We start from the raw sequence: 21,336 nt of genomic DNA on the forward strand, positions 1-21,336 counted from the left end.
TCCCCAAAACGAAATATATTTTGATTTTCCTCCGCCCACCTACTTGGATTTCATATTGAATATATCAGAGAGTTTTATGGTACAGAAAAAACCGCAATGGTTTGAAACCGCTCTACAAATTAAAGGTTCAGTCATTGCTGCTATCTACAAACGGGTGCTGTTATGTGGTGCTTTTGGAGTTTTAATTTCTCTACTTTATCATCTTCAAATTCCCGTTTCTCAGCCAATTTTAGGGACTGTTATTCCCAGTATTGTTTTAGGTTTATTATTAGTATTTCGCACGAATACAGCTTATGATCGCTTTTGGGAAGGGAGAAAATGCTGGGGGCAATAGTCAATACTACCCGTAATTTAGCCAGACAAATATGGGTATCTATTGATGAAAAAGAACCAGAGGATAAAAATAATAAAATTGATGCCTTAAACTTACTTGTGGCTTTTGGCGTAGCGACAAAACTACATTTACGAGGTGAGCCTATCAATAATGATTTAGAAGAATTAATGCCAGACTCTTACTATATAAAATTAAAGATTATGAATAATCCTCCTTTAGAAGTAGCTTTTTGGATTAGCGATTATTTACAACAGCAATACAATCGTCATTGCATTAATAGTTATCAATTGACATCTCTACAGGAATTATTAAATATCTTGGTAGATAATTTAGGTTCTTGTGAACGAATTTTAAGAACACCAATGCCTCTAGCTTATGCTATTCACCTTAAACAATTATTATTACTGTATTGCTTCCTCTTGCCATTTCAAATAGTTCAGAGTCTTGGCTGGTGGACTGGGTTAATTTCTGCTTTGGTTAGCTTTACGTTATTAGGTATTGAAGCCATTGGTTTAGAAATAGAAAATCCCTTTGGTTATGATGAAAATGACTTACCTTTAGACGCAATTTGCATAACAATGAAACGGAATATTGATGATTTAATCAGCTTAACTCCTACTGTGCATAAATCATGAAATTTCAAATAGCAGTGGCAATTAAAAGAATGCAGAATTTAGAATTTAGAATGACGTTTTGCAACGGGGATTTTACCCCGACGCAAAACCCGCTGCTTGTAGAAGCAGGGGACTTTAACCCCCAAAGGTAAGTTAAAAATCTCATCTTAGATTATCAGGAAATATCAGCTATAAATGGAGATACTGCCTCAACAAATGCCTGAGTATATTCATAGGGCATGACATTTTTGCCAATGATTTTTACTCCCTGACTTTGAGGTAAGCAATTCAGATAATATGCTAATCGTTCGTCGGGAGCTTCTGGTTTACTTTCTTTACTAATACCGCGAGCTTGTTCTCCCACAACCAATAATGTCCGGTGCGAAATTGAGGCAATATCACTACTGTAATCTCTTTGCCAAAATCTCGCTAAAAAAGCAAATACAGCATAACGCCCTCGCATATTTTTAGCATCTGCTATGAGAGTATTTAGCCATTCATCATCAACGTTTTCACTAACAGCAAACAATTTTTCAACAGAGAAAGAATATAAAAATTTGCGGGTACGGGCATAGCGGAAAAAAGCATTACCTATGGGAGATGTAAAAATGCTCCAAAGTAAGTTCTGTTGCCATTTGGGGGCATTTTTAGTAATAACTGGACGAGATGTAGGATCAGATAATACTAACCCAGCAATTAAGTCTTTTTCCAGTTTCACTAATTCAATGGCAACGGGTAATAAAGCTCCTTGGACTACGATAATAACGGGTTGTTTAACCACAGTTTGCAAGAAGTGTTCTAACTGTTTTGCCCAGTTAATTGGTGTATGCGCTAAAGCTGGCATATCACTTTCACCACATCCCAATAAGTCGGGATTATAAATAAGATTTTGGTGCTTTTTATCATACCATTCTCGGCAAAATCGCTGCCAAAATTGCCGTGATAATCCTACTCCGATAGGATGAATTAAAAGTAACGGAATACCTGAAGCAGTAGAATTGAGAGGTTGATGAATTTCATAAGCACAGCGGTAGTTTTGCCAACTATAATACTGGGTTGGAGATGCTGTGGAGTTGCTGATTGTAGATGATGACATGATGGCAATTTTTAATAGTAACTAAAAAATCATGTGAGGATGAATGAATTGATATCCAGCATCTTTCAGTTTTTGATTGGACACCCAGGCATTATATGGGCGGGTATTTTTATTATCTGCATCCCAAATAACATTAGGTAAATTATTTTTTGTCATCACATTATTAAGTAATTCTTTATTCGTGAGATGACTATCATCTACAAGATTATAAATACCTTGTAAGCGCTGCTCACGAGCAAATTCTATTGTACTAACAATGTCATCAAGATGAATCCAATTGCTGATATCTTCCCCATTACCAGGACGGGTTGTTCCTGACGCTCTACTAAATAGTTTTACCAGTTCTCTACCGGGTCCATAAATACCTCCTAAACGTAAAATACAAACGCGGGTATTGTCATTATTTGCTGTTAATAATATATCTTCTGTTTTTCGCAGTAGTTGAGAATTGCGATTAGCTGGTGCTGGTGGGCTTTCTTCGTCTACCCATACACCGTTTCTATCTCCATAAATTGAATAACTACCTGTATATATTACTTGGTGAATATTAGGAAATTGGGGGAGGAGAGAAACTAGATTTTTGGCAGTGTTTACATAAGTTTCTTCATAAGAATCAGCGGTTTTTGCGCCGACACTTAATAAGATAACTTCTTGATTTTTTAATACAGCTTTCAAGCTTTCTAGATCATTACCTGAAGTGACAATAACCCTTTGTGCTACTGCTTCTAAAGTAGATATCCTTTGGGGATTAGTGGTAGTTGCCGTCAGCATAAAATTACTATTTGACTGCCAATATTTGCTAACGGCACAACCGACATAACCACAGCCAATAATTGCAATGTTCATGATCATTAATAGAACTAAAATAATTTATTTTTAACAATTACCAGTCAATCATCAATAGTACAGGAATCCAGAAGCTTTTGGCTAATAAGTATTAGTCTAACTTTAAATTTTCCTACCTATTCAGATGTATAACGGGAGCAGGAAGCCACATTGATAATTAAATTTGGTGAATATAGCAGCCCTATTTTCTATTTAAACTTGACTGATGCACTCAAGCAGCAGGAAATAGATTCTCTCACATATTATGGAGTATGGCTATATTATTAATTTCAGTGGCTATGAACTGTTACTCACTGGTGATTTAGTTTGTAAGTAATTTTAACTTACTTTTTTACTTTTTATCCTCTGAAGTCGTTTTTAGTTATGAATTATACCATCTGGCATGATTGCTCCAGTTAATTTAGCACCAATTAATTTTACCAGCAGGCGATCGCCTGAACGAATTCTCGCCCCTGTCAAGTCAGCACCCCGCAAGTCAGCACCGCTAAGATCCGCACCAATCAAATTAGCCGAGCGTAAGTTGGCATCTCTTAAATCTGCTAACAGTAAGTTAGCTCTAAATAAATTGGCTTCTGACAAATCCGCACCTCTGAGAATCACCTTGTGCATAAAAGTATCACTGAGATTAGAACCGCTTAAATTTGCATAACTCAAGTTTCTTCCTGATAAATCCCGATTACTCAAATTAGCGCGGCTAAAATCTTTACCACTTAAATCTGAATTTGCCTGTGGTTGTTGATAGGTTTTTTGTGGTGAGTAAGAGTATGTAGATGATGGTTTATCGGCTTGAGGTGGTGGAGAATAAGCGGGAGTGGGCTGTTTATTCCGGAAAGAGCGCAATTTATCACGAGCTTCATTAAATAATTTCAGCTTCTCATGTGCCTTGTTTTGTAAGCGCAGGTTGTCTTTGGGGAGGCGGTCCGGGTGCCAAACAAACACTAAATCTTTATAAGCCTGGTTGATTTCTTCAAGTGTGGCCCCTAGCTCTAATTCTAAAATTCTGTAGTACCGCTCCAGTTCGCTGCTCGTCATAGTGTATTGATGAATATTAATTAATAATTGAACAAATGATGAGTTATTTGTTCATTCTACAACTTTCTTATTCAATGAACTTACGTTGAATAGGAGTTTGACTGCTTTTACAGCCACTAGCATCTTGACTAATTTAACTGGTTTACTTGCTATTTTTTCAGCATCAAGGAACACATCTAAATTTTCCAAAATTTACATTACAAAAAAGGGAACAGGGAATAGGGAACAGGGAACAGATAAGAAACTCAAGTTTCACCAGTTTAAAGCTCAGTCAAGAAAAAGATATTTTTCAAAGATGCGTAGCCCGAAAAAAACAGTGTCATTCAAAAGCGAACCCCAACAGTATCATATAATTGATTGTTGAGTTTATTTTGTCAATTTGATCAAATAATGTATTTTCTATGAGCTTATGTGGCAACTTTCATAAAAGAGATAAATTGAGTTTATTGCCAGATTACTAATATTTATTTGCGATATTTTGAGAGAGTTTTAAAAGGGGCATTCGATATATTAAAAATAAATTTTGTTGCCGCAAAATTTTCGGCAGTAGTATTTGCATTTTTGATAGCAGCTACAATGGACTCATCAACTTTGTTCCAATCAAATTGTTTATCAATAAATACTAAGTAGGTGAACGGAAAAAAACCGTAGACGCGGAGCGGCTTCTCGAAGAGTAATATGTAACGAAAAGTAAAATATTTAGCATGAGCCATACCAGTAATTACCAAATCAGGTTTCAATTCATAAATCCGTTAAATTTGATTGTAATTATCAGGTTTTTCCACAATTCTGAATTTTTGGAAATTGGAAAGTAGATGATTGGGTATTGGGGAATGGGTACTAAAAACAGGTTTTCACCCTGATAGAAAGCCCCCTGATCCCCTGCTTCCTCTCGCCCACCTTCAACAATTAATTGTTGGGGAAGAGACGAGCCATTTCTGATTCATTAAAAACCTCAGATGGCAGTTCTTCCAAATTGTCGTCACCATTCTGAAACGAAGTTTCATCACCCCAGATGTCCGAAACTACATCATCAAATCCATTTTCTGCAGATGTATTCAGCCCAGTCAAAGCATGATCAGGTATTTCCCCAAAGGGATTTTCACCAACTGAAGTGAGGCTATTAAGGCTCTGATCATTGCTTTCATCAGTTAAAGACATGGAAGTAAAGGAAACATGACCAAAATTACCCATTGCTTCTGAGTCATGGGCAATATCTTCATCAGATAAGGAAATATCACCAAAGCCATCATCATCTTGTTCTACAGCCCAAGTCGCTTGTGTTTCGTTTCCCAACTCATTCAGACTCATCTCAGGGATTGAGAAAGATTCCGCTTCTGGTTCAGGTCCATCCACCATGACCACAGCCTGCTGACGGGAGTACATCTGTGGTTCTACTGTAGGACTGAGACGATTACCAAGGGCAATATCGGGGTCAAAATGTAAATTCAGAACTTCAATTAAAGTATCCGCATCTGGATTCAGTTTGGCAAAGGGAAGCATTAGCTGGGCCAATTTCGGTTCTAGAGCATTAATAACTCCCAGGATAAGGTAAGAAGAAGGTCGCTTGCCGCCATCAGGGGTATAAACTGATTCAACAGTCATCTGAAGCGTAATCCATTCACGATTGGCTTGAAAGAATTGCAGCCACTTTTGTTTGATCGAATCGGTAAAACTATCAAAGAAAGCCATAAACCCATCCTGAGAGGTAAAATGTTTGATACAATCATCAAGTCTAATTCCTCTTCAGCATTTCTGGGTTGAACTTTTACTGAATTGAGATAAAAATCTGACAATAAAGAAAAAAGTTCACGATCTGAAGTATCGGAGGGAACAACATTCTCATAGTCATCATCACTGCTGAATTAGTAAATATTTTTAAATTAGAAAATACCTGATATAAAACTTAATAAATGATGCGTAATAGGTAACGGGTAAGGGGTGAAAAAAGAAAGTTCTTCACAACCGACAACCGACAACTAACAATTGACAAATGACTAAAAAACAAAAATTTCCTTACCTACTGGGTTCTAAATGGACTGCACAACAAAAAGTTGATGGCTGGCGACATTTTCAGGTTGTTAACCGTAAAAATCAGGGTAAATGGGTATATGCAGAAATGGTAGCAGCTTGTGATCCTCAAGTGCGCTTTTGGTTAAATGCTAAATTATTGCAAGATAATTCCCAGTGGTATGCTGGGTGGCAAACTTTGCAAGAAATTAATTCTATTGAATCCGATCCAAAAAAGCTAACAAAAGCTAACAATTGTTAGCTAACCCTAATTGATAAAAAAACAAGGGATGATCAAAATATAGGAAAATTTTGATCATCCCTTCCGACTAGATATTTTATTGTAAAATCTGATTCCGACAGTATTCTTGCGTAGGTGTCACAGAAGCAACTTCCACCTCTACAGGTTTCTCTGGAGTGGGGTTAATAATAAACTCACTGGGTCCTTGATGAGGTTTTTGAGAATTTCCCCAGTCATAAGTATAACCTAAACCAGACCAAGGATAATATTCCTTTTTAGCATTGGTGTAGGAATTGGTATATATTGCCTTGACTACAGGACTACTATCAGGAACAGGTAAAGGTAAAAGATTACAACTAGCATCGTTAATTTCTGCATCAATACATGGTCTAGTTAGATCTTCTGCTTTTACCCACATTTCGACAAAATGGGTTTTCGTAGAATATTTATTTAAGATTAATCCCAAATACTGTTGTAACCGCAATGAAAGTTCAACATTATCAGGAATATTGCTATCAATAGCTTGATATTTCTGACAAAATTCTTTCACTTGTGGAACTGCTGTAAACCAAGTTTGATAAGGTAGCAGTTTTTTTGTACCTATTGGCCAATCTGAACTTGGGCTACTTGTATATTTCCAAGTTGACATCAAATATTCTATTTTGCCATTATTTTCTCTCCATTTAACCTGTGGATTATTTGGAGATAAAGCCAAAAGATTATTCACTACTTCATCTGCTAATGGTTGTTTAGCATCTTCAATACTTTCTGCCAATTTTTTTGTCAGAATATTATAAGTTTCTGGTTGATACTGCAATAGATAATCATAGACATTTTGAGTTACTTCTAATTGTGATAATTGGGTTTTTGCTACGGGTGTACTATAGCTAGTCATTCCTTCAGCTAATACCCTATTTTGCCATCCGAAAACTAAAAATGCACAACAAAGTAAGCCCAAAAATAATTTATGCTGCCAATTTCTCATGATTAATCACTTGGTACGTTAAATTTTCCGTCAAAGATGATTCTACATGAAAACACTATCAATTCTGTAACAATAATTGTTAATAAAACATTAAAAATACTTAAAAAAGATCGTAACCATAAATTTCATATATTCAGAATTTTTACTAGCGTATTAATACTTAAAAAAGATAATGTGTCAGCACTTTTCCAGGACATTGACTAGTAGTCTGTCAGAGGATGTTTGAAAAGTTTTTAATGTATCAATAAACCCCTCTCCAAACCTCTCCCCGACGCGGGGAGAGGCTTTGAAACCCCCATTCCCTTGTAGGGAAGGGGGGAAGGGGGGTTAGGTTTCGGAGATTGTTGGTTTCATCTAATACTTTTCAAACAACCTCTCAGGATAAAAATGATGGACTGTAGTGTGAGCGTCTCGCTCACGCGGGCAAGATGCCCGCACTACAAGAGTTTCATAATTCAAGTTTGTACCTCATTAGAAGTCAACAAAAGTATTGCAGGTGAAGTTGCTAGTTTCAAAGGGGTTGTGAATATTCCCAGGAAGGAAATTGTCAACAGAAATTAACTACAGAAATTAACTATATTTGCGATATCTGAAATAAAGCTAAAAACGTACATTCCCAAACCAAGCGAGGTTGGGCATAACAAAGTAAATGTTTCCGAGTTTTTTCTAACTGTTGAATAATTTTTGGTTCATGTATTTGTTGCCAATAGTATTGTTGCAGATAATCAATTAACCATAATTGAGCTTCAGTATCTAATTCTTTATCAATTTTCTTGGCTAATTCTAAAGCATGACGGTAAGAAGTCGGGGTTTTTTTCACCTGGGCGATGAACTCGCTAGGAATTTTTTGTAATTGTTGATAAGATAAAATCGCATTTCCTGGACTACCTGCGGCTATATTTAAAACCTCTGGATGTTGCAAAATTTCGGCATTTCCTGTTTGCGTCAATACCTGACTCATCACAGCAATATCCAACCGATAAAAAGGAATCTTTTGACAACGGGATACTAAAGTTGGTAACACAGATTCTGGTGAAGGGGCAATTAAAATTAATGTCGCTTTTCCCGGTTCTTCCAAAGTTTTTAACAACGCATTAGCCGCAGATTCCGCCATTGTTTCCGCTTGTTCTAGGACTATGATATTTCTCTCTGCTGCCAAGGGTGGCCGAGAAAGAAATTGCGTAATTTCTCGAATTTGTTCCAAACGAATCACTGGTGGGGCTTTGCGTTTAACGCCCTTTTCTGCTGCTTCTGCTGGTGTAAGTCTTTGTCCTTGAAATTGATAAGTTGGTTCTACCCACAATAAAGCCGGATGATTTCTTTGACGAATCCGATTTTGTAAAAGGGGAATTTGATCAGGTGCTACAGAACTGGAAAAAAGTAATTCAATAAAACACCGGGCTGCTAAACTTCTACCTACACCATCTGCACCTACAAACATATAAGCAGGTGCAACTCGATTTTGTTTAACAGACTGAGTTAGTAATTCTACTGCTTGCTGTTGTCCGACTAATGGTGAGAACATAAATTATGAAAACAGGCGATTATGTAAAATTTCCTGTATACTTTGTTGCACATTTTCTTGACTATTATTCCCATCTATCCGTACAATCTGAGACGGATAAGATACAGCTAACTCCGTATATCCCCGCTGTACCCGCCGATGAAAAGCAATTGTTTCTTGTTCAATCCTGTCTAATTTAGCTTGTCCACGTTTGCGAGACAGCCCTATCTCCACATCTACATCTAACCAAATAGTTAAATCACTAGCTAAACCACCAGTAGCAATTTGATTAAGTTGATTAATTATACTCATACTTAAACCCCTGCCATAACCTTGATAGGCAATAGTAGAATCAGTATAGCGATCACACAAAATATACTTCCCTATGGCTAAATTAGGTTTTAATTCCTCTTCAATGTGTTGCGCCCTATCCGCAGCATACAATAACAGTTCCGTCACTTCCCCCACGGGCTTATTAAGTGACTTTTCCAATAATAACATCCGTAAATCCTTTCCTAACTCTGTTCCCCCCGGTTCACGAGTCAGCACCACAGATATATTTAAACTTTCTAGCCACTGAGAACACAGTTGCATCTGAGTAGTTTTACCACAACCTTCTACCCCTTCAAATACAATTAATTTACCACTCATATTGTCAAATTTTGCTACTACCGATTTTATGAACTCATTTTCTCACGTCTCAAACCATACCTAATTCCCGAACGACTGTAAAGGCATATAGCAGCTTTCAGCGGTTAGTAGTCAGAACTAAATTACTTTCAGTCTAAGCTTCTATGATTGAAATTAGAATTTCATTTAACTGCATACCGCTATAGTATTTACCTATATTAATTTACCATGACTATAAAGAGTTTATTGTCAACTCCTGAATCTGGCAATAACAAATATTTAACCCCCTTCCAAGTGGAAACCTATAGTTTTTTAAGCATAATCAACCTCCCAGTAGATTGGACTAAATTACGAACTTAGTTAATTACATAAAAAGTCATCAAATCCAAAAAGAACTTACCTGAAAATAAAAAATACAATAATGCCTATAACTGGAGATACCAATGAAAATTTATTCATGTCTTCATTATTTTCACAAAATCACTATCTTTTTTGGACAAAACAGTATTATGATAAATAATAAATAGCAAGCCACTTATATAAACTGGAGATAAAAGATAAAATTGCCAATAATGCAACAAACAAAAATTTCTACCAGGGGATTACTTCACCTGGGATTATCTTTTTCCCTATTAACAGGACTTTATGCCTGTGGTAAAGAAGGCAATTCTAGGATCAATCTTGAAAATTTAAATATTGGTGTGAATGTAACACAGATTCAAAAAGTTACCAAACAAAATCAGGACACTACAGTTTACATTCAAGGTAAAATAGAAAAGATTGCTCCTTTAATTCAGAAAAAAGCATATCAAATCAACGACTCAACTGGAAAAATCTGGATTATCACTAATCAAGGCAATTTTCAAGTTGGAGAACAGGTAGTATTGAAGGGTAATGTGCAGTACAAAAGTGTCCCTTTAGCTGGCAAAGAATACGGAGAAATTTATTTAGAGGAAAAATAATTTATGAATAATCAATTAGTTCATGTAGCCGTTACCATTCTCTATCGAGAAAATAAATTTTTGATGCAATTGCGGGATAACATTCCTAATATTATCGCTCCTGGTTGTTGGGCTTTGTTTGGTGGACATATCGAACCTGGAGAAACTCCAGAAATAGCAGTTCAGCGAGAAGTTATGGAAGAAATTGGTTATGAGTTAACTGACTTTACTCAATTTGGAATTTATAGCGATGAAAAAGCTGTTCGTTATGTATTTCAAGCACCATTGTTAATAACAGTAAATCAACTTGTTCTTTCTGAAGGTTGGGATCTAGATTTGTTAACAGCAGAAGATATCTATAGAGGTGAATGTTATTCTCTAAAAGCAGGAGAAGTAAGACCTTTAGCAAGTTTACCTCAGAAAATAATGCTGGATTTTATCAAAAACCTATAGTTCGATTACTCGATTTACAGACCCTTTAAAGTTTTCCAGAAATTTTGCAAAAATTAGACTATTAATAAATTCCATGCAGCCAGTAAACAATCTACCAAATCTACCTAAATGGTTAAATATAGGATTAGCCTTTCCTGTTATTCTTCTGAATGGTTGGCTATTAATTCAATTTATTAACTACTTTCAACCTTTAGTCAGTGTTATCTCTGTCGCTATTCTCTTAGCTTTTGTGCTAGATTATCCGATTAAACTGCTCCAAAAACGTGGAGTACCTCGCATTTTAGCAGTTGTCGTAGTATTACTGTTATCTATTATTATTTTAGGTGCTGTAGGTGTTATTCTCTTACCACTTATTCTGGAACAACTGAATGAGTTAGCTAATCTTCTTCCCTATTGGATTGAATCGGGAACTCAACAAATAGAAGCTTTGCAAAATTGGGCAGCTACCCAGCAGTTACCAGTAAATTTAAGTGGATTAGCTAGTGAATTTTTAGGAAAAATATCTAGTCAACTACAATCTTTGACTGGAAAAATTCTCGGTTTTGCTTTTGATACTATTGGAAATTTATTTAATTTACTAATAGCCATAGTTCTGACTATTTATCTAGTATTGAATGGTGAAGCTTTATGGGATGGAATTTATCTGTGGTTTCCGTCCCAAATTGCTAAAAAAGTTCGAGAATTACTCCGAGAAGATTTTAATAATTATTTCATTGGTCAAGCTACACTAGGTGCTATTTTAGCCGTGTCTATAACATTGGCATTTGTCCTCTTACGAGTCCCTTTATCACTCCTTTTCGGGATAGGAATTGGTTTATTTTCTTTATTTCCTTTTGGGACTGGTATTGGGGTTGGTATTGTCAGTTTATTAATAGCTTTAAAAGATTTTGGCTTAGGATTAGAAGTTGCGGCTATAGGTGTAGCTATTGACCAAATTAATTCTAATATTATTGCCCCACGCATTTTAGGAAATTTAACCGGCTTAAATCCTGTATGGGTGGTCATTTCTTTATTAATAGGCGCAAAATTAGGCGGTGTATTGGGTGTATTGGTTGCTATTCCTCTCGCTAGTTTTATGAAAGATATGGCTGATAGTTGGCGGAATGGTGAATTTAATAAAACCGCTGTTGATAGTGAATATCTGCAAGAATCTTGAATAGCATTGAGATTTTCACAAATTCAACTAGTCTGGTCTAGGGGAAGCTGTAACTACTCCTGGAATTGTTTTTACTGATGCTGATAATGTTATTCCTGATGTGGTGTGGATAAGTAATCAACGTTTAGCAACTTTATTAGATAATGATGGACATTTAACAGGTGCGCCAGAATTAGTAATTGAAGTTCTTTCTGCGGGGGGAGAAAATGAACGTCGAGATAAATAAGTGAAATTAAAACTTTATGCTTCTAGAGGTGTGCAAGAATATTGGATAATTGATTGGCTCTCCATACCTGCGACTAGATACGCCTTTTAGAGCATTTACTATTTGAGAAACAGATAATTTAGGAGGATATTCAATTAGTGTATGGACGTGATTTCCTTCACAATTGAATTCAAGCACTTGAAAATTCATTTTTTCAGCCACCTCACGAAATGTTTTTTGAATTAAATCAATACTTTCACCAGTGAACACAGACCGACGATATTTCGTAACGCAGACCAAATGAATTTTTAAGTCCGTAACGCTGTGTCTTTCTCTTCTGAGGAGACTTGCCATTTTGTGTAGACCAATATATAATTAATTTACAGTCTAATTATATCATTAACGATGAAAGCCAGATATCAATTCCGTTTCTACCCGACAGACCAACAGCAAAAGCTTTTAGCTCAATTGTTTGGTTGTGTTCGCGTGGTTTGGAATGATGCACTGGCTATTTGCAAACAAGTAGAAAAATTACCAAGTAATAACGATTTGCAAAAATTAGTTATTACCCAAGCCAAAAAAACTGTTGAGCGGCAATGGTTGTCCGATGTTTCTAACATTCCTTTGCAACAATCGGTCGCAGATTTGGGAGTTGCCTATAAAAACTTTTTTGATTCTCTAAAAGGGAAACGCAAAGGTAAAAAGTTAGGCCGCCCTAAGTTCAAAAAAAAGACTAATCAGCAGTCAGCACGATTTAGAATCGGTGGGTTTTCAATCAAAGGGGATGAGGTTTATCTAGCCAAAATTGGTAACGTTAGCCCGATTTGGTCAAGAGATTTACCCTCCGCTCCTAGCTCTATTACAGTCATAAAGGATTGCGCTAACCGTTATTTTCTCAGTTTTGTAGTAGAAGTTAAACCCGTAAATATTGATGCTAAAAACCAAAGTATCGGTATTGATTTAGGAATCAAAACTTTTGCTGTTATGAGTAATGGAGAAAAAGCCCAAAGCCCCGATTACTCAAAATTGGATAGGAAGATTCGCAAACTTCAGAAAAAACTAGCGAGGCAACCCAAAGACTCACAACGAAGAAATAAAACCCGAATTCAAATTGCAACACTACATAACGAAATAACTGATACCCGAAAAGACTTTTTGCACAAACTATCCACCAAAATAGTTAGCGAAAATGAAGTTATCGTTTTAGAAGATTTGAATGTATCGGGCATGATTAAAAATCATAAACTTGCTAGGGCGATTAGTCTTCAGGGATGGAGAGAATTTAGGACTTTATGTGCAGCTCAATCACAGAAATTTGGTAGGACATTTCACATTATTAGTAGATGGGAACCGACTAGCCAAATTTGCTCTGAATGTGGCTACAAATGGGGGAAACTTGATTTAAAAATTCGGTCGGTTAAGTGCCTGAATTGTGGGACTGAACACGACCGAGACGAAAACGCCGCAAAAAATCTAAATAAAGCTTGCACTGAGCCAAGCCGAAGTGTCGGGATAGGGCATTGCCACGACTCTAAACGGGCGCAGAGACAGAGTAAGACTAGCAACGGTTAGCGTCAGTCGGTGAAGCGTCAAGAATCACCGCACCTTTAGGTCGGTGAGTATGTCAAGGGACTAAATTTATCGCTGCTGCTGTTCCTTTTGTGGGCGACCCTTGGGATATTTTAGCAAAAGCCGCACCCGTAACTGCGGCTTTATCAATGGGGGTGGTTTTGACTTTACCCGCAACTGGTTCGGAAATGAACACAAACTCAGTTGTGACTAAGTGGGAAACTCAAGAAAAGTTATTTTTCGCTAGTCCCTTCGTGTTTCCTAAATTTTCAGTTCTTGACCCAGAAACGACTTTCTCCCTACCTCCTCGGCAAATTAGCAATGGTATTGTTGATGCTTTTACTCATGTAATGGAGCAATATTTAACCTATCCAGTCAATGCACCATTACAAGACCGCATGGCCGAATCAATTCTGAAAACCCTGATTTGCGAAGGACCAAAAACCTTAGCAAATCCCACAGATTATGATGCCAGGGCGAATTTAGTTTGGTCGGCAACAATGGCATTAAATGGGTTAATTGCTGCTGGTGTCCCCCAAGATTGGACAACTCACATGATTGGTCATGAGTTGACAGCGTTGCATGGTTTAGATCATGCTCAAATTTTGGCGGTTGTACTACCTAGCACTTTAACAATTCGCCGCGATCGCAAATGGCAAAAACTTCTACAATATGCAGATAGAGTCTGGGAAATTGGCGGTGGTTCAGAAGAAGAACGGGTAAATGCAGCAATTACTAAAACTCGTGATTTCTTTGAATCAGTTGGTGTTCGGACTCACCTATCTGACTATGGTATTGGATTACAAACTATTCCAGCCGTGATCAAAAATTTAGAAAAGCATGGAATGACAGCTTTGGGGGAAAATAAAGATGTTAATCCGCAAGTTATTGAGCAGATTTTAGTTCTTTGTGCTTAGAGGTTGTTTGAAAAGTATTATATGAAACCCATAATCTCCAAAAACCTAACCCCCCTCCCCCCCTTCCCTACAAGGGAATGGGGGTTTTAAAGCCTCTCCCCTGGTAGGGGAGAGGTTTGGAGAGGGGTCTGTTTACACATTAAAAACTTTTAAAACATCCTCTTAGGAATGCCAGAGATATTCTCGTTTTGCTTGCTTAGATATGAGGAAATAAGTGAAAGTTTTAGTTATCGGTAATGGGGGACGGGAACACGCTCTAGCGTGGAAATTGCTACAATCTGAAAAAATAAACAAGCTTGTTTGCGTACCAGGTAACGGTGGTACAGCAACTTTGCCAGGTTGTGAAAACTTGCCTTTAGCAGTAGATGATTTTGCTGGTATCAGCGAATATGCGATTAATCATGGGATTTCTTTAGTAGTTGTCGGTCCAGAAGTGCCTTTAGCTCAGGGAATTACCGATTATCTGCAAAATCAAGGCTTAATGGTATTTGGTCCAAATAAAGCAGGGGCGCAAATAGAAGCAAGCAAGGCTTGGGCTAAAGCTTTAATGGAGGAAGCCGGAGTTCCTACTGCGAAAGCTGCTGTATTTACTGAAGCAGCCCCGGCAAAAGCTTACATTCAATCTCAGGGTGCGCCCATTGTTATTAAAGCCGATGGTTTAGCTGCTGGAAAGGGGGTTACAGTTGCCGAAACTATTGCCCAGGCTGAAGAAGCAATTGAGGCAATTTTTCAAGGACAATTTGGATCTGCTGGCAGTTCCGTTGTCATTGAAGAATGTTTAGTAGGGCAGGAAGTATCTGTTTTAGCTCTAACCGATGGTTTAACCATTCGCCCATTGTTACCTGCTCAAGATCATAAGCGCGTCGGCGAAGGTGATACAGGAGAAAATACTGGTGGGATGGGTGCTTATGCTCCTGCACCAATCGCCACACCGGAGTTAATGGCACGGGTACAAACAGAGGTGTTAGAAAGAACGATCACAGCTTTACAGTCCAGAGGCATTGACTACCGAGGCATTTTGTATGCGGGGTTAATGATTTCACCAGATGGGGATTTTCGGGTTTTAGAATTTAACTGTCGTTTTGGTGATCCCGAAACACAAGTAATTTTACCGATGCTAGAAACTCCTTTGGAAGATTTAATCTTGGCTTGTATAGAACAGCGGTTAGGAGATATGCCGCCGATTGCTTGGAAACAAGGGGCTGCGGCTACGGTGGTGGCTGCTTCTGGTGGTTATCCAGGAGAATATGCCAAAGGTCAGGTAATTACTGGCTTTGAGGCAGCCCAGACAGCAGGGGCGACGGTTTTCCATGCGGGGACAAGATTAAATGCAGCCCAGAAAGTTGTTACAGATGGCGGTAGGGTGTTAAATGTGACGGGTTTGGGTGAGGATTTCCGGGAAGCTTTAGCTCAAGCTTATGCAGGTATCGAACATATTCAGTTTGATCAGATGTATTATCGCCGAGATATTGGTTATCGGGTTTTAGGCTGATTTATTTTTGGATAAATAATTTGTTTCGCGCAAAGGCACAAAGGAGCAAAGGCGCAAAGGAAGAAGGAAGAAATACATTTATGATGCTGTGGGGACTTGATCACTTTTTGGTGGTCGGTCCAAATTTTGTTTTTCTTGTATCCCAGTCCTCCCCGCAAATTGAGAAAACTTTGTATGCTGATATCTATATGGTTCTTTATAGTTTTTAATTAAAATTAGTGCAAGAAGATTTTCGCTTAATTGTTGATTTGGTTTTGGTGTTTGCTGTCGCTGCTTGCGGTGGACTCTTAGCTGCACTGTTAAAACAACCTGTTTTGCTGGGATATATCATCGGTGGTATAGTTGTTGGTCCCTCTGGACTAAGGCTGATTAAAGAACTTGTCCAGGTGGAAACCTTGGCTCAGTTTGGAGTCGCGTTTTTGTTGTTTGCTTTGGGTGTGGAGTTCTCTTTAACGGAACTCAAAAAAGTTAAGGCGATCGCTCTCGGTGGTGGTACTTTACAAATTATCCTCACTATTCTCATCACTGTTTTGGTCTGTGGTGTCACTGGTGCTTGGGGAACTCTACCGGCTAAAGGTGTATTTTTGGGTTCGATTTTGTCTTTGTCTTCCACTGCTGTGGTTCTCAAATGCCTCATGGAACGCAATGAAACTGAAACACCTCACGGACAGGTAATGCTGGGGATTTTAGTGGTTCAGGATTTGGCTCTGGGGTTCATGTTAGCTGTATTACCAGCCCTTCATCAACCAGGAGAAGCCATTGGGGTGGCTGTGGTGATGGCATTGGTGAAAATTGGTTTATTTGCAGCGGGTGCAGTTGTGGCTGGGATTTGGTTAATTCCCCCTTTACTCAGATTATTAGCCAGCACTGAAAGCAAGGAGTTATTTTTATTAGGTGTCGTCACTATCTGTTTAGGAATTGCTCTGCTCACAGAATATTTAGGACTATCCATTGAAATGGGGGCATTTGTCGCCGGTTTGATGATTTCTGAGGTGGAATATGCTGATGAAACTTTAACGATTGTTGAACCTTTACGGGATATATTTGCTAGTTTATTTTTTGTGGCCATTGGGATGTTAATTGATCCAGTATTTTTGTGGCAAAATCTGGAGTTAATTCTGGGATTAGTGGCTTTAGTTTTTGTGGGTAAGTTTTTAATTATCACCCCTTTAGTCAAGTTATTCCGTTACCCTTTAAAAACAGCTTTAATTGTCGGTTTAGGACTAGCGCAAATTGGGGAATTTTCTTTTGTTTTAGCTAGTGAAGGACAAGCTTTGGGTTTGGTTTCCCGACGCATATATTTACTAATTTTAGGAACTACCGCAGTGACTTTAATGCTGACTCCTTTTGTCTTGCGGTTAGTCCCATTTTTATTCGATTTTGCTGAATCTATGCCTTGGCTAAAACCATATTTGGTGGATGATCAAGCTCATGATTTTTCGGAAGATCTACCACAGAAAAATCATATAGTAGTTTGTGGTTATGGACGGCTTGGTAAAAATTTGGTGAAGCTGTTACAGCAATATCAATTACCTGTAGTAGTGATTGATCAATCAGAAAGTCGAATTCAGCAATTACGGGATGCCGGAATACCTTATGTTTATGGTAATGCGGTGAGTCTTCATGTATTAGAAACCGCCGGTGTCAGTCATGCTCAAGGTATGGCGATCACTCTCCCTGATCCTGCCAGTATTCGTTTGTGTTTAAAACGGTCTTTGGAAGTATGTCCAGAATTAGATACAGTTGTCCGTGCTACCCAAGATAAAAATATTGAACTACTTTATCAATTAGGTGCAAAGGAAGTAGTACAGCCAGAATTTGAAGCTAGTTTAGAAATGGCAACTCATCTATTAATTGGGGTGGGTTTATTACCAGAGATGGTACAACAGAAAATGCAACAAATTCGCCAAGATCATTATTTGGATTTACGTCCTGAAAGTTCCGCTGCTGAAGTTTCTAAATATTTACAAAAAGTTACCCGTGATTTAAATCGTCGTTGGTATGATTTACCAGCAGATTCACCTTTAATTGGCATGAGTTTGGAAGAAGTGAATATGCGTTATTTAACTGGGGTGAGTTTAATGGCTATTCGTCGCGCTGATGGGGAAGAAATTGATTATCCTCATAATCAAACTACACTTCTTTTAGGCGATCGCTTGTTAGTGGTAGGATCAGCCGAAGAACTCACTGCTTTAGTGGAGTTTGCTGAAGGTAAAATTAATATTTCTGACGAAATAGAAAAATGAATACTCAAGTGTATTCAGTTATAATGTCAGAAATAATTACAAAAAATATGTGGTAATGTTTTAAAATACCACATATTCATATTCAGCTATAAAGCCGATATTTTTTAATGGGTTATAATCATCATATAATTGGGAAATTTATGTTTAATCCCCAACTATTTAAGTATTTTGTCAAGTCACCAGGATTTAATTCTAACCCGTTAAAAACAGCCTCTAGTATGGGGTTTAAAGGAACAGAAGTTAAAGAGTCTGTAGCGATATCTGTAGTTGTACCACCTACTATAATTTCTTGTTGTTTAATAGGTATATCTGTGAATAAAGGTATATCTGTGATTAGTATTTTAGACATTCTAGAAATATCCTTAACGTTGATTAGTCTCGCTAAATTCCACCGTTGATTTAAATAGTAGAAAAACTAATAATAGAAAGTCAATACGATAAGCAACACGGTTTTATCTAAGTTTTACTGATAGCGGAGCGAGACTAACTCTCTTTAACCTACCATATTACCTAAAGTTTTCATGTAGGCGATCGCCTGTTTCCAAACCATAATCTGCTCATTATTGCCATCAAAAATACAGATACAATTGTGATCTTGCCAAAATATTCGACCTGTAATCAAATCACCAGTCATTAATCTAAATTCGACCATTAATTTTTCTTTAATACACTTCTGGACTTGACGAGTGCTAGGTAGGGAAGTATCAAATTGATTGGTTGCCATATATTATACTGGTGATTGGTAATTGGTAATTGGTAATTGGTAATTGGTGATTGGTAATTGGTGATTGACAACTGTACGGGCGAAGCATTTGGAGAACTATTTTTGGCAATGACCGATAATTTATCTTCCAAATGCTTCGCCCCTACTGACAACTGACCACTGACAACTGACAAATTTTTTAATAGTATGAATGAATCTTTAATAATTCATTTAGAGCAAAATGGCAATCGAATTTACTAAGTATCACGGACTCGGTAATGATTTTATCCTCATTGATAACCGTTCCTCGTTGACACCAGTATTGACACCAGAGAAAGCGATACAGTGGTGCGATCGCCATTTTGGTATCGGAGCAGATGGTGTTATTTTCGCACTTCCTGGACAAAATGGCACTGATTACACCATGCGGATTTTTAACTCCGATGGTTCAGAACCAGAAATGTGTGGCAATGGAATTCGCTGTTTAGCGGTATTTCTGACGGAATTAGAAGGCATTTCTCGCACCAAGGATAAATATCATATTCATACCTTAGCAGGTGTGATTTCACCCCAACTCACAGATGAGGGTCAAGTTAAAGTAGACATGGGTGAACCCCGATTATTAGCAGGGGAAATTCCCACAACTTTATCACCTACAGAGTTTCAAGTCATTAATCAACCCTTAGAACTAGCCGACAAAACTTGGGATGTTACCTGTGTCAGCATGGGAAATCCCCACTGCATCACCTTTGTCGAAGATGTTGCGGCTATTGACTTAAAAAGCATTGGACCTAAATTTGAAAATCATCCCGTGTTTCCTAAAAAAACCAATACCGAATTTATTGAAATAGTCAATCGTAACTATTTGAAAATGCGAGTTTGGGAACGAGGCGCTGGAATTACTCTAGCTTGTGGAACAGGTGCTTGTGCGTCCTTGGTAGCGGGAGTATTGAATGATTTATGCGATCGCATTGCTACTATTGAATTACCCGGTGGCCCCCTAGAAATCGAATGGTCAGAACTTGATAACCGGATTTACATGACAGGCCCCGCAGAACGAGTATTTACAGGCAAATATTAAATTCAGCCTGTTTTGAGTTCTAAGTTATAAGAAAATAGGCTGAAAACCCCGGAATTGACACCTAAAAATCCAAAAAGTTTTCAGGTGTCAATGTTTTTTAAATACCTTATTTTAGTTAAATACTGATAGAAAATCAAGATTAATGATGTCAGTGATCATTTGACCAAATATTAGCCAGTATCTGTTAAGATTGATGAAGAATTAATAATTTTTAAGACCAATACTTGGAGAGTCTAATGTTTATTAGTGAATTATCGCCCCTATTTCAAGAACTTGCCCAACATCCAGTTTCATTTTTAGGTGGGTTTGTCTCTGGTGTTCTCCGACTTAATCTCAATGAAGATCCCGTCAAAAGTTGGCTAAATAAAAAATGTTGTGGAAATAGTTCCAGCAACCTCAGTACAGAGGCAGAAAATGGCAAAGCCAATGGACCGCAACAAATTACAATTGACTAAATAACGCAAGTTGTTAGTTATCTAAAATTGAAGCTGGTAATGGGTAATTTGTCAAATTTTTACCTATTACCTATCCAATAGGTTAACTAAAATTTACCAAAAAATCTAAATTTAATTGAGGATTCGTGATAAAATGGGAGCAGACTCAAAAATATCTGTTAACTTCAGTAGTTATAAAGAAATAATTAAGCGTCTTATTATCTATCACAGTGATCATTCTAGAGTTAGAGCAAAGGATCACAATAGAATGAAAGTGATTCAGAGAAATTTGTCAGGTTAGCTCATCCCAAAGGTTAGTATTCAGGCAATCACGAGCTATATCTTGTAGTGAAACTGCACGATCAACAGTAAAGTTCGCTATTGTGCAAGTTAATATTGCAGTCTGTGGGTGCAACTGGACAAAGTAACCAAAAACTTGTTGAGCAAGGATATTGCCAGAGGCTGGTTTTGATGATAGGGTAGGTTGAGATTCCGTTTTTGAGAAAAAACCCCCAGTGGAAGTTAGCCAGCTAGGGGAGTTTAGTTATCAGGGTGCATCTACCAATTAAATGTTCTCAAGTGCATAACGATCCTCCGGATAAATTTATTTTTAACAAATTTGTTTTGAGTTCGCGATTCAAGTACCCAGATGTTTTTGACACCTGGGAGAAAAGAAAAAACCCCCAGTGGAAGTTAGCCAGCTAGGGGAGTTTAGTTATCAGGGTGCATCTACTTGTTAATTGTTCTAGAGTTCTATGTAATGCTCCGGAAAAAATGGCTGGGTAGCAATAATTATTTTGTGCTAACCACGGACAAAAAAACCCTCAGTGGTGTTAGCCAGCTAAGG

The 21,336-nt window shown here is 37.6% G+C and carries 19 protein-coding genes and 5 pseudogenes; 12 read left to right on the plus strand and 12 right to left on the minus strand.

Annotated elements, in window-relative coordinates; translation table 11 throughout:
* Positions 1–76: 76 nt before the first annotated feature.
* A pseudogene (locus tag FJR09_RS13810) lies at positions 77–969 on the plus strand (bestrophin family protein).
* Between the two features lie 154 nt (positions 970–1,123).
* Here FJR09_RS13810 and FJR09_RS13815 read toward each other — a convergent pair.
* The 5 genes and pseudogenes from FJR09_RS13815 to FJR09_RS13835 all read right to left on the minus strand — a co-directional run.
* Positions 1,124–2,044 carry an alpha/beta fold hydrolase gene (locus tag FJR09_RS13815; protein ID WP_015079562.1) on the minus strand — a complete coding sequence of 307 codons (921 nt, stop codon included), beginning with the start codon at positions 2,042–2,044 and terminating at the stop codon, positions 1,124–1,126.
* Positions 2,045–2,065: 21 nt separating this feature from the next.
* Positions 2,066–2,890 carry an NAD-dependent epimerase/dehydratase family protein gene (locus tag FJR09_RS13820; RefSeq protein ID WP_015079563.1) on the minus strand — a complete coding sequence of 275 codons (825 nt, stop codon included), beginning with the start codon at positions 2,888–2,890 and terminating at the stop codon, positions 2,066–2,068.
* 357 nt (positions 2,891–3,247) lie between these two features.
* Entirely contained in the window at positions 3,248–3,922 is a 675-nt protein-coding gene (locus tag FJR09_RS13825; RefSeq protein ID WP_015079564.1) for a pentapeptide repeat-containing protein, read from the minus strand.
* Positions 3,923–4,831: 909 nt separating this feature from the next.
* Complete coding sequence (locus FJR09_RS13830; protein ID WP_015079565.1) at positions 4,832–5,614, minus strand: DUF5331 domain-containing protein; 783 nt, start codon at positions 5,612–5,614, stop codon at positions 4,832–4,834.
* Between the two features lie 29 nt (positions 5,615–5,643).
* Positions 5,644–5,766: pseudogene (locus FJR09_RS13835) on the minus strand (ferredoxin:protochlorophyllide reductase (ATP-dependent) iron-sulfur ATP-binding protein); the annotation flags it as partial.
* Between the two features lie 149 nt (positions 5,767–5,915).
* Here FJR09_RS13835 and FJR09_RS13840 point away from each other — a divergent pair.
* The gene (locus tag FJR09_RS13840; protein ID WP_015079566.1) at positions 5,916–6,194 is read left to right on the plus strand and encodes a TIGR02450 family Trp-rich protein; all 279 of its coding nucleotides are present in this window, start codon (positions 5,916–5,918) and stop codon (positions 6,192–6,194) included.
* 76 nt (positions 6,195–6,270) lie between these two features.
* On the opposite strand, the gene FJR09_RS13845 is transcribed toward FJR09_RS13840, so the two are convergent.
* The 3 genes from FJR09_RS13845 to tmk all read right to left on the minus strand — a co-directional run bounded on the left by FJR09_RS13845 (position 6,271) and on the right by tmk (position 9,313).
* The gene (locus tag FJR09_RS13845) at positions 6,271–7,158 is read right to left on the minus strand and encodes a hypothetical protein (RefSeq protein WP_168651473.1); all 888 of its coding nucleotides are present in this window, start codon (positions 7,156–7,158) and stop codon (positions 6,271–6,273) included.
* 574 nt (positions 7,159–7,732) lie between these two features.
* Positions 7,733–8,683, minus strand: coding sequence for a DNA polymerase III subunit delta' (locus FJR09_RS13850; protein ID WP_168653752.1), 951 nt, complete (start codon positions 8,681–8,683; stop codon positions 7,733–7,735).
* A 3-nt stretch (positions 8,684–8,686) separates the two neighbouring features.
* A complete protein-coding gene (gene tmk / locus FJR09_RS13855; RefSeq protein WP_015079569.1) occupies positions 8,687–9,313 on the minus strand; it encodes a dTMP kinase in 627 nt (208 codons plus the stop codon).
* Positions 9,314–9,864: 551 nt separating this feature from the next.
* Here tmk and FJR09_RS13860 point away from each other — a divergent pair.
* The 4 genes and pseudogenes from FJR09_RS13860 to FJR09_RS13875 form a co-directional block, all read left to right on the plus strand.
* Positions 9,865–10,254, plus strand: coding sequence for a hypothetical protein (locus FJR09_RS13860; RefSeq protein ID WP_015079571.1), 390 nt, complete (start codon positions 9,865–9,867; stop codon positions 10,252–10,254).
* A gap of 3 nt (positions 10,255–10,257) precedes the next feature.
* The gene (locus tag FJR09_RS13865; protein WP_015079572.1) at positions 10,258–10,686 is read left to right on the plus strand and encodes an NUDIX hydrolase; all 429 of its coding nucleotides are present in this window, start codon (positions 10,258–10,260) and stop codon (positions 10,684–10,686) included.
* Positions 10,687–10,759: 73 nt separating this feature from the next.
* Entirely contained in the window at positions 10,760–11,842 is a 1,083-nt protein-coding gene (locus FJR09_RS13870; RefSeq protein WP_015079573.1) for an AI-2E family transporter, read from the plus strand.
* A gap of 31 nt (positions 11,843–11,873) precedes the next feature.
* A pseudogene (locus tag FJR09_RS13875) lies at positions 11,874–12,065 on the plus strand (Uma2 family endonuclease); the annotation flags it as partial.
* A gap of 60 nt (positions 12,066–12,125) precedes the next feature.
* Here the strand turns inward: FJR09_RS13875 and tnpA are convergent.
* Positions 12,126–12,401, minus strand: a pseudogene (gene tnpA, locus FJR09_RS13880) (IS200/IS605 family transposase); the annotation flags it as partial.
* Positions 12,402–12,452: 51 nt separating this feature from the next.
* On the opposite strand from tnpA, the gene FJR09_RS13885 reads away from it, so the two are divergent.
* From FJR09_RS13885 to FJR09_RS13900, 4 genes and pseudogenes are all read left to right on the plus strand, one after another.
* The gene (locus FJR09_RS13885; RefSeq protein ID WP_015079574.1) at positions 12,453–13,619 is read left to right on the plus strand and encodes an RNA-guided endonuclease TnpB family protein; all 1,167 of its coding nucleotides are present in this window, start codon (positions 12,453–12,455) and stop codon (positions 13,617–13,619) included.
* 47 nt (positions 13,620–13,666) lie between these two features.
* Positions 13,667–14,533, plus strand: a pseudogene (locus FJR09_RS13890) (iron-containing alcohol dehydrogenase); the annotation flags it as partial.
* A 214-nt stretch (positions 14,534–14,747) separates the two neighbouring features.
* Positions 14,748–16,025, plus strand: coding sequence for a phosphoribosylamine--glycine ligase (purD, locus tag FJR09_RS13895; protein ID WP_015079576.1), 1,278 nt, complete (start codon positions 14,748–14,750; stop codon positions 16,023–16,025).
* Positions 16,026–16,243: 218 nt separating this feature from the next.
* A complete protein-coding gene (locus FJR09_RS13900; protein ID WP_015079578.1) occupies positions 16,244–18,271 on the plus strand; it encodes a cation:proton antiporter in 2,028 nt (675 codons plus the stop codon).
* Between the two features lie 121 nt (positions 18,272–18,392).
* On the opposite strand, the gene FJR09_RS13905 is transcribed toward FJR09_RS13900, so the two are convergent.
* From FJR09_RS13905 to FJR09_RS13915, 3 genes are all read right to left on the minus strand, one after another.
* Positions 18,393–18,620, minus strand: a complete 228-nt coding sequence (locus tag FJR09_RS13905; protein WP_015079579.1) for a hypothetical protein — start codon at positions 18,618–18,620, stop codon at positions 18,393–18,395.
* Between the two features lie 144 nt (positions 18,621–18,764).
* Positions 18,765–18,923: a hypothetical protein gene (locus FJR09_RS13910; protein ID WP_235081992.1), complete on the minus strand. Its 159-nt coding sequence runs from the start codon at positions 18,921–18,923 to the stop codon at positions 18,765–18,767.
* Positions 18,923–19,147: a hypothetical protein gene (locus tag FJR09_RS13915; protein ID WP_162471193.1), complete on the minus strand. Its 225-nt coding sequence runs from the start codon at positions 19,145–19,147 to the stop codon at positions 18,923–18,925. Before FJR09_RS13915 ends, FJR09_RS13910 begins: the two co-directional genes overlap by 1 nt.
* Before the next feature lie 68 nt (positions 19,148–19,215).
* Between FJR09_RS13915 and dapF the strand changes: the two genes are divergently transcribed.
* Together dapF and FJR09_RS13925 are read left to right on the plus strand one after the other, a co-directional pair.
* Complete coding sequence (gene dapF / locus FJR09_RS13920; RefSeq protein WP_015079581.1) at positions 19,216–20,055, plus strand: diaminopimelate epimerase; 840 nt, start codon at positions 19,216–19,218, stop codon at positions 20,053–20,055.
* A 236-nt stretch (positions 20,056–20,291) separates the two neighbouring features.
* Positions 20,292–20,510, plus strand: a complete 219-nt coding sequence (locus FJR09_RS13925; protein WP_015079582.1) for a hypothetical protein — start codon at positions 20,292–20,294, stop codon at positions 20,508–20,510.
* Positions 20,511–21,336 lie beyond the last annotated feature (826 nt).

Origin of the sequence: Dolichospermum sp. UHCC 0406, from assembly GCF_009712025.1 — a bacterium.
GTDB lineage: Bacteria > Cyanobacteriota > Cyanobacteriia > Cyanobacteriales > Nostocaceae > Dolichospermum > Dolichospermum lemmermannii.

What these genes read in the sequence shown, in the direction of transcription:
- FJR09_RS13815 (WP_015079562.1), bottom strand. Translation starts at nt 2,044, where the DNA reads ATGTCATCATCTACAATCAGCAACTCCACAGCATCTCCAACCCAGTAT.
- FJR09_RS13860 (WP_015079571.1), top strand. Translation starts at nt 9,865, where the DNA reads ATGCAACAAACAAAAATTTCTACCAGGGGATTACTTCACCTGGGATTA.
- FJR09_RS13820 (WP_015079563.1), bottom strand. Translation starts at nt 2,890, where the DNA reads ATGAACATTGCAATTATTGGCTGTGGTTATGTCGGTTGTGCCGTTAGC.
- FJR09_RS13885 (WP_015079574.1), top strand. Translation starts at nt 12,453, where the DNA reads ATGAAAGCCAGATATCAATTCCGTTTCTACCCGACAGACCAACAGCAA.
- FJR09_RS13865 (WP_015079572.1), top strand. Translation starts at nt 10,258, where the DNA reads ATGAATAATCAATTAGTTCATGTAGCCGTTACCATTCTCTATCGAGAA.
- FJR09_RS13910 (WP_235081992.1), bottom strand. Translation starts at nt 18,923, where the DNA reads ATGGTCGAATTTAGATTAATGACTGGTGATTTGATTACAGGTCGAATA.
- FJR09_RS13840 (WP_015079566.1), top strand. Translation starts at nt 5,916, where the DNA reads ATGACTAAAAAACAAAAATTTCCTTACCTACTGGGTTCTAAATGGACT.
- FJR09_RS13925 (WP_015079582.1), top strand. Translation starts at nt 20,292, where the DNA reads ATGTTTATTAGTGAATTATCGCCCCTATTTCAAGAACTTGCCCAACAT.
- FJR09_RS13870 (WP_015079573.1), top strand. Translation starts at nt 10,760, where the DNA reads ATGCAGCCAGTAAACAATCTACCAAATCTACCTAAATGGTTAAATATA.
- FJR09_RS13825 (WP_015079564.1), bottom strand. Translation starts at nt 3,922, where the DNA reads ATGACGAGCAGCGAACTGGAGCGGTACTACAGAATTTTAGAATTAGAG.
- FJR09_RS13850 (WP_168653752.1), bottom strand. Translation starts at nt 8,683, where the DNA reads ATGTTCTCACCATTAGTCGGACAACAGCAAGCAGTAGAATTACTAACT.
- FJR09_RS13905 (WP_015079579.1), bottom strand. Translation starts at nt 18,620, where the DNA reads ATGTCTAAAATACTAATCACAGATATACCTTTATTCACAGATATACCT.
- dapF (WP_015079581.1), top strand. Translation starts at nt 19,216, where the DNA reads ATGGCAATCGAATTTACTAAGTATCACGGACTCGGTAATGATTTTATC.
- FJR09_RS13845 (WP_168651473.1), bottom strand. Translation starts at nt 7,158, where the DNA reads ATGAGAAATTGGCAGCATAAATTATTTTTGGGCTTACTTTGTTGTGCA.
- FJR09_RS13830 (WP_015079565.1), bottom strand. Translation starts at nt 5,614, where the DNA reads ATGGCTTTCTTTGATAGTTTTACCGATTCGATCAAACAAAAGTGGCTG.
- tmk (WP_015079569.1), bottom strand. Translation starts at nt 9,313, where the DNA reads ATGAGTGGTAAATTAATTGTATTTGAAGGGGTAGAAGGTTGTGGTAAA.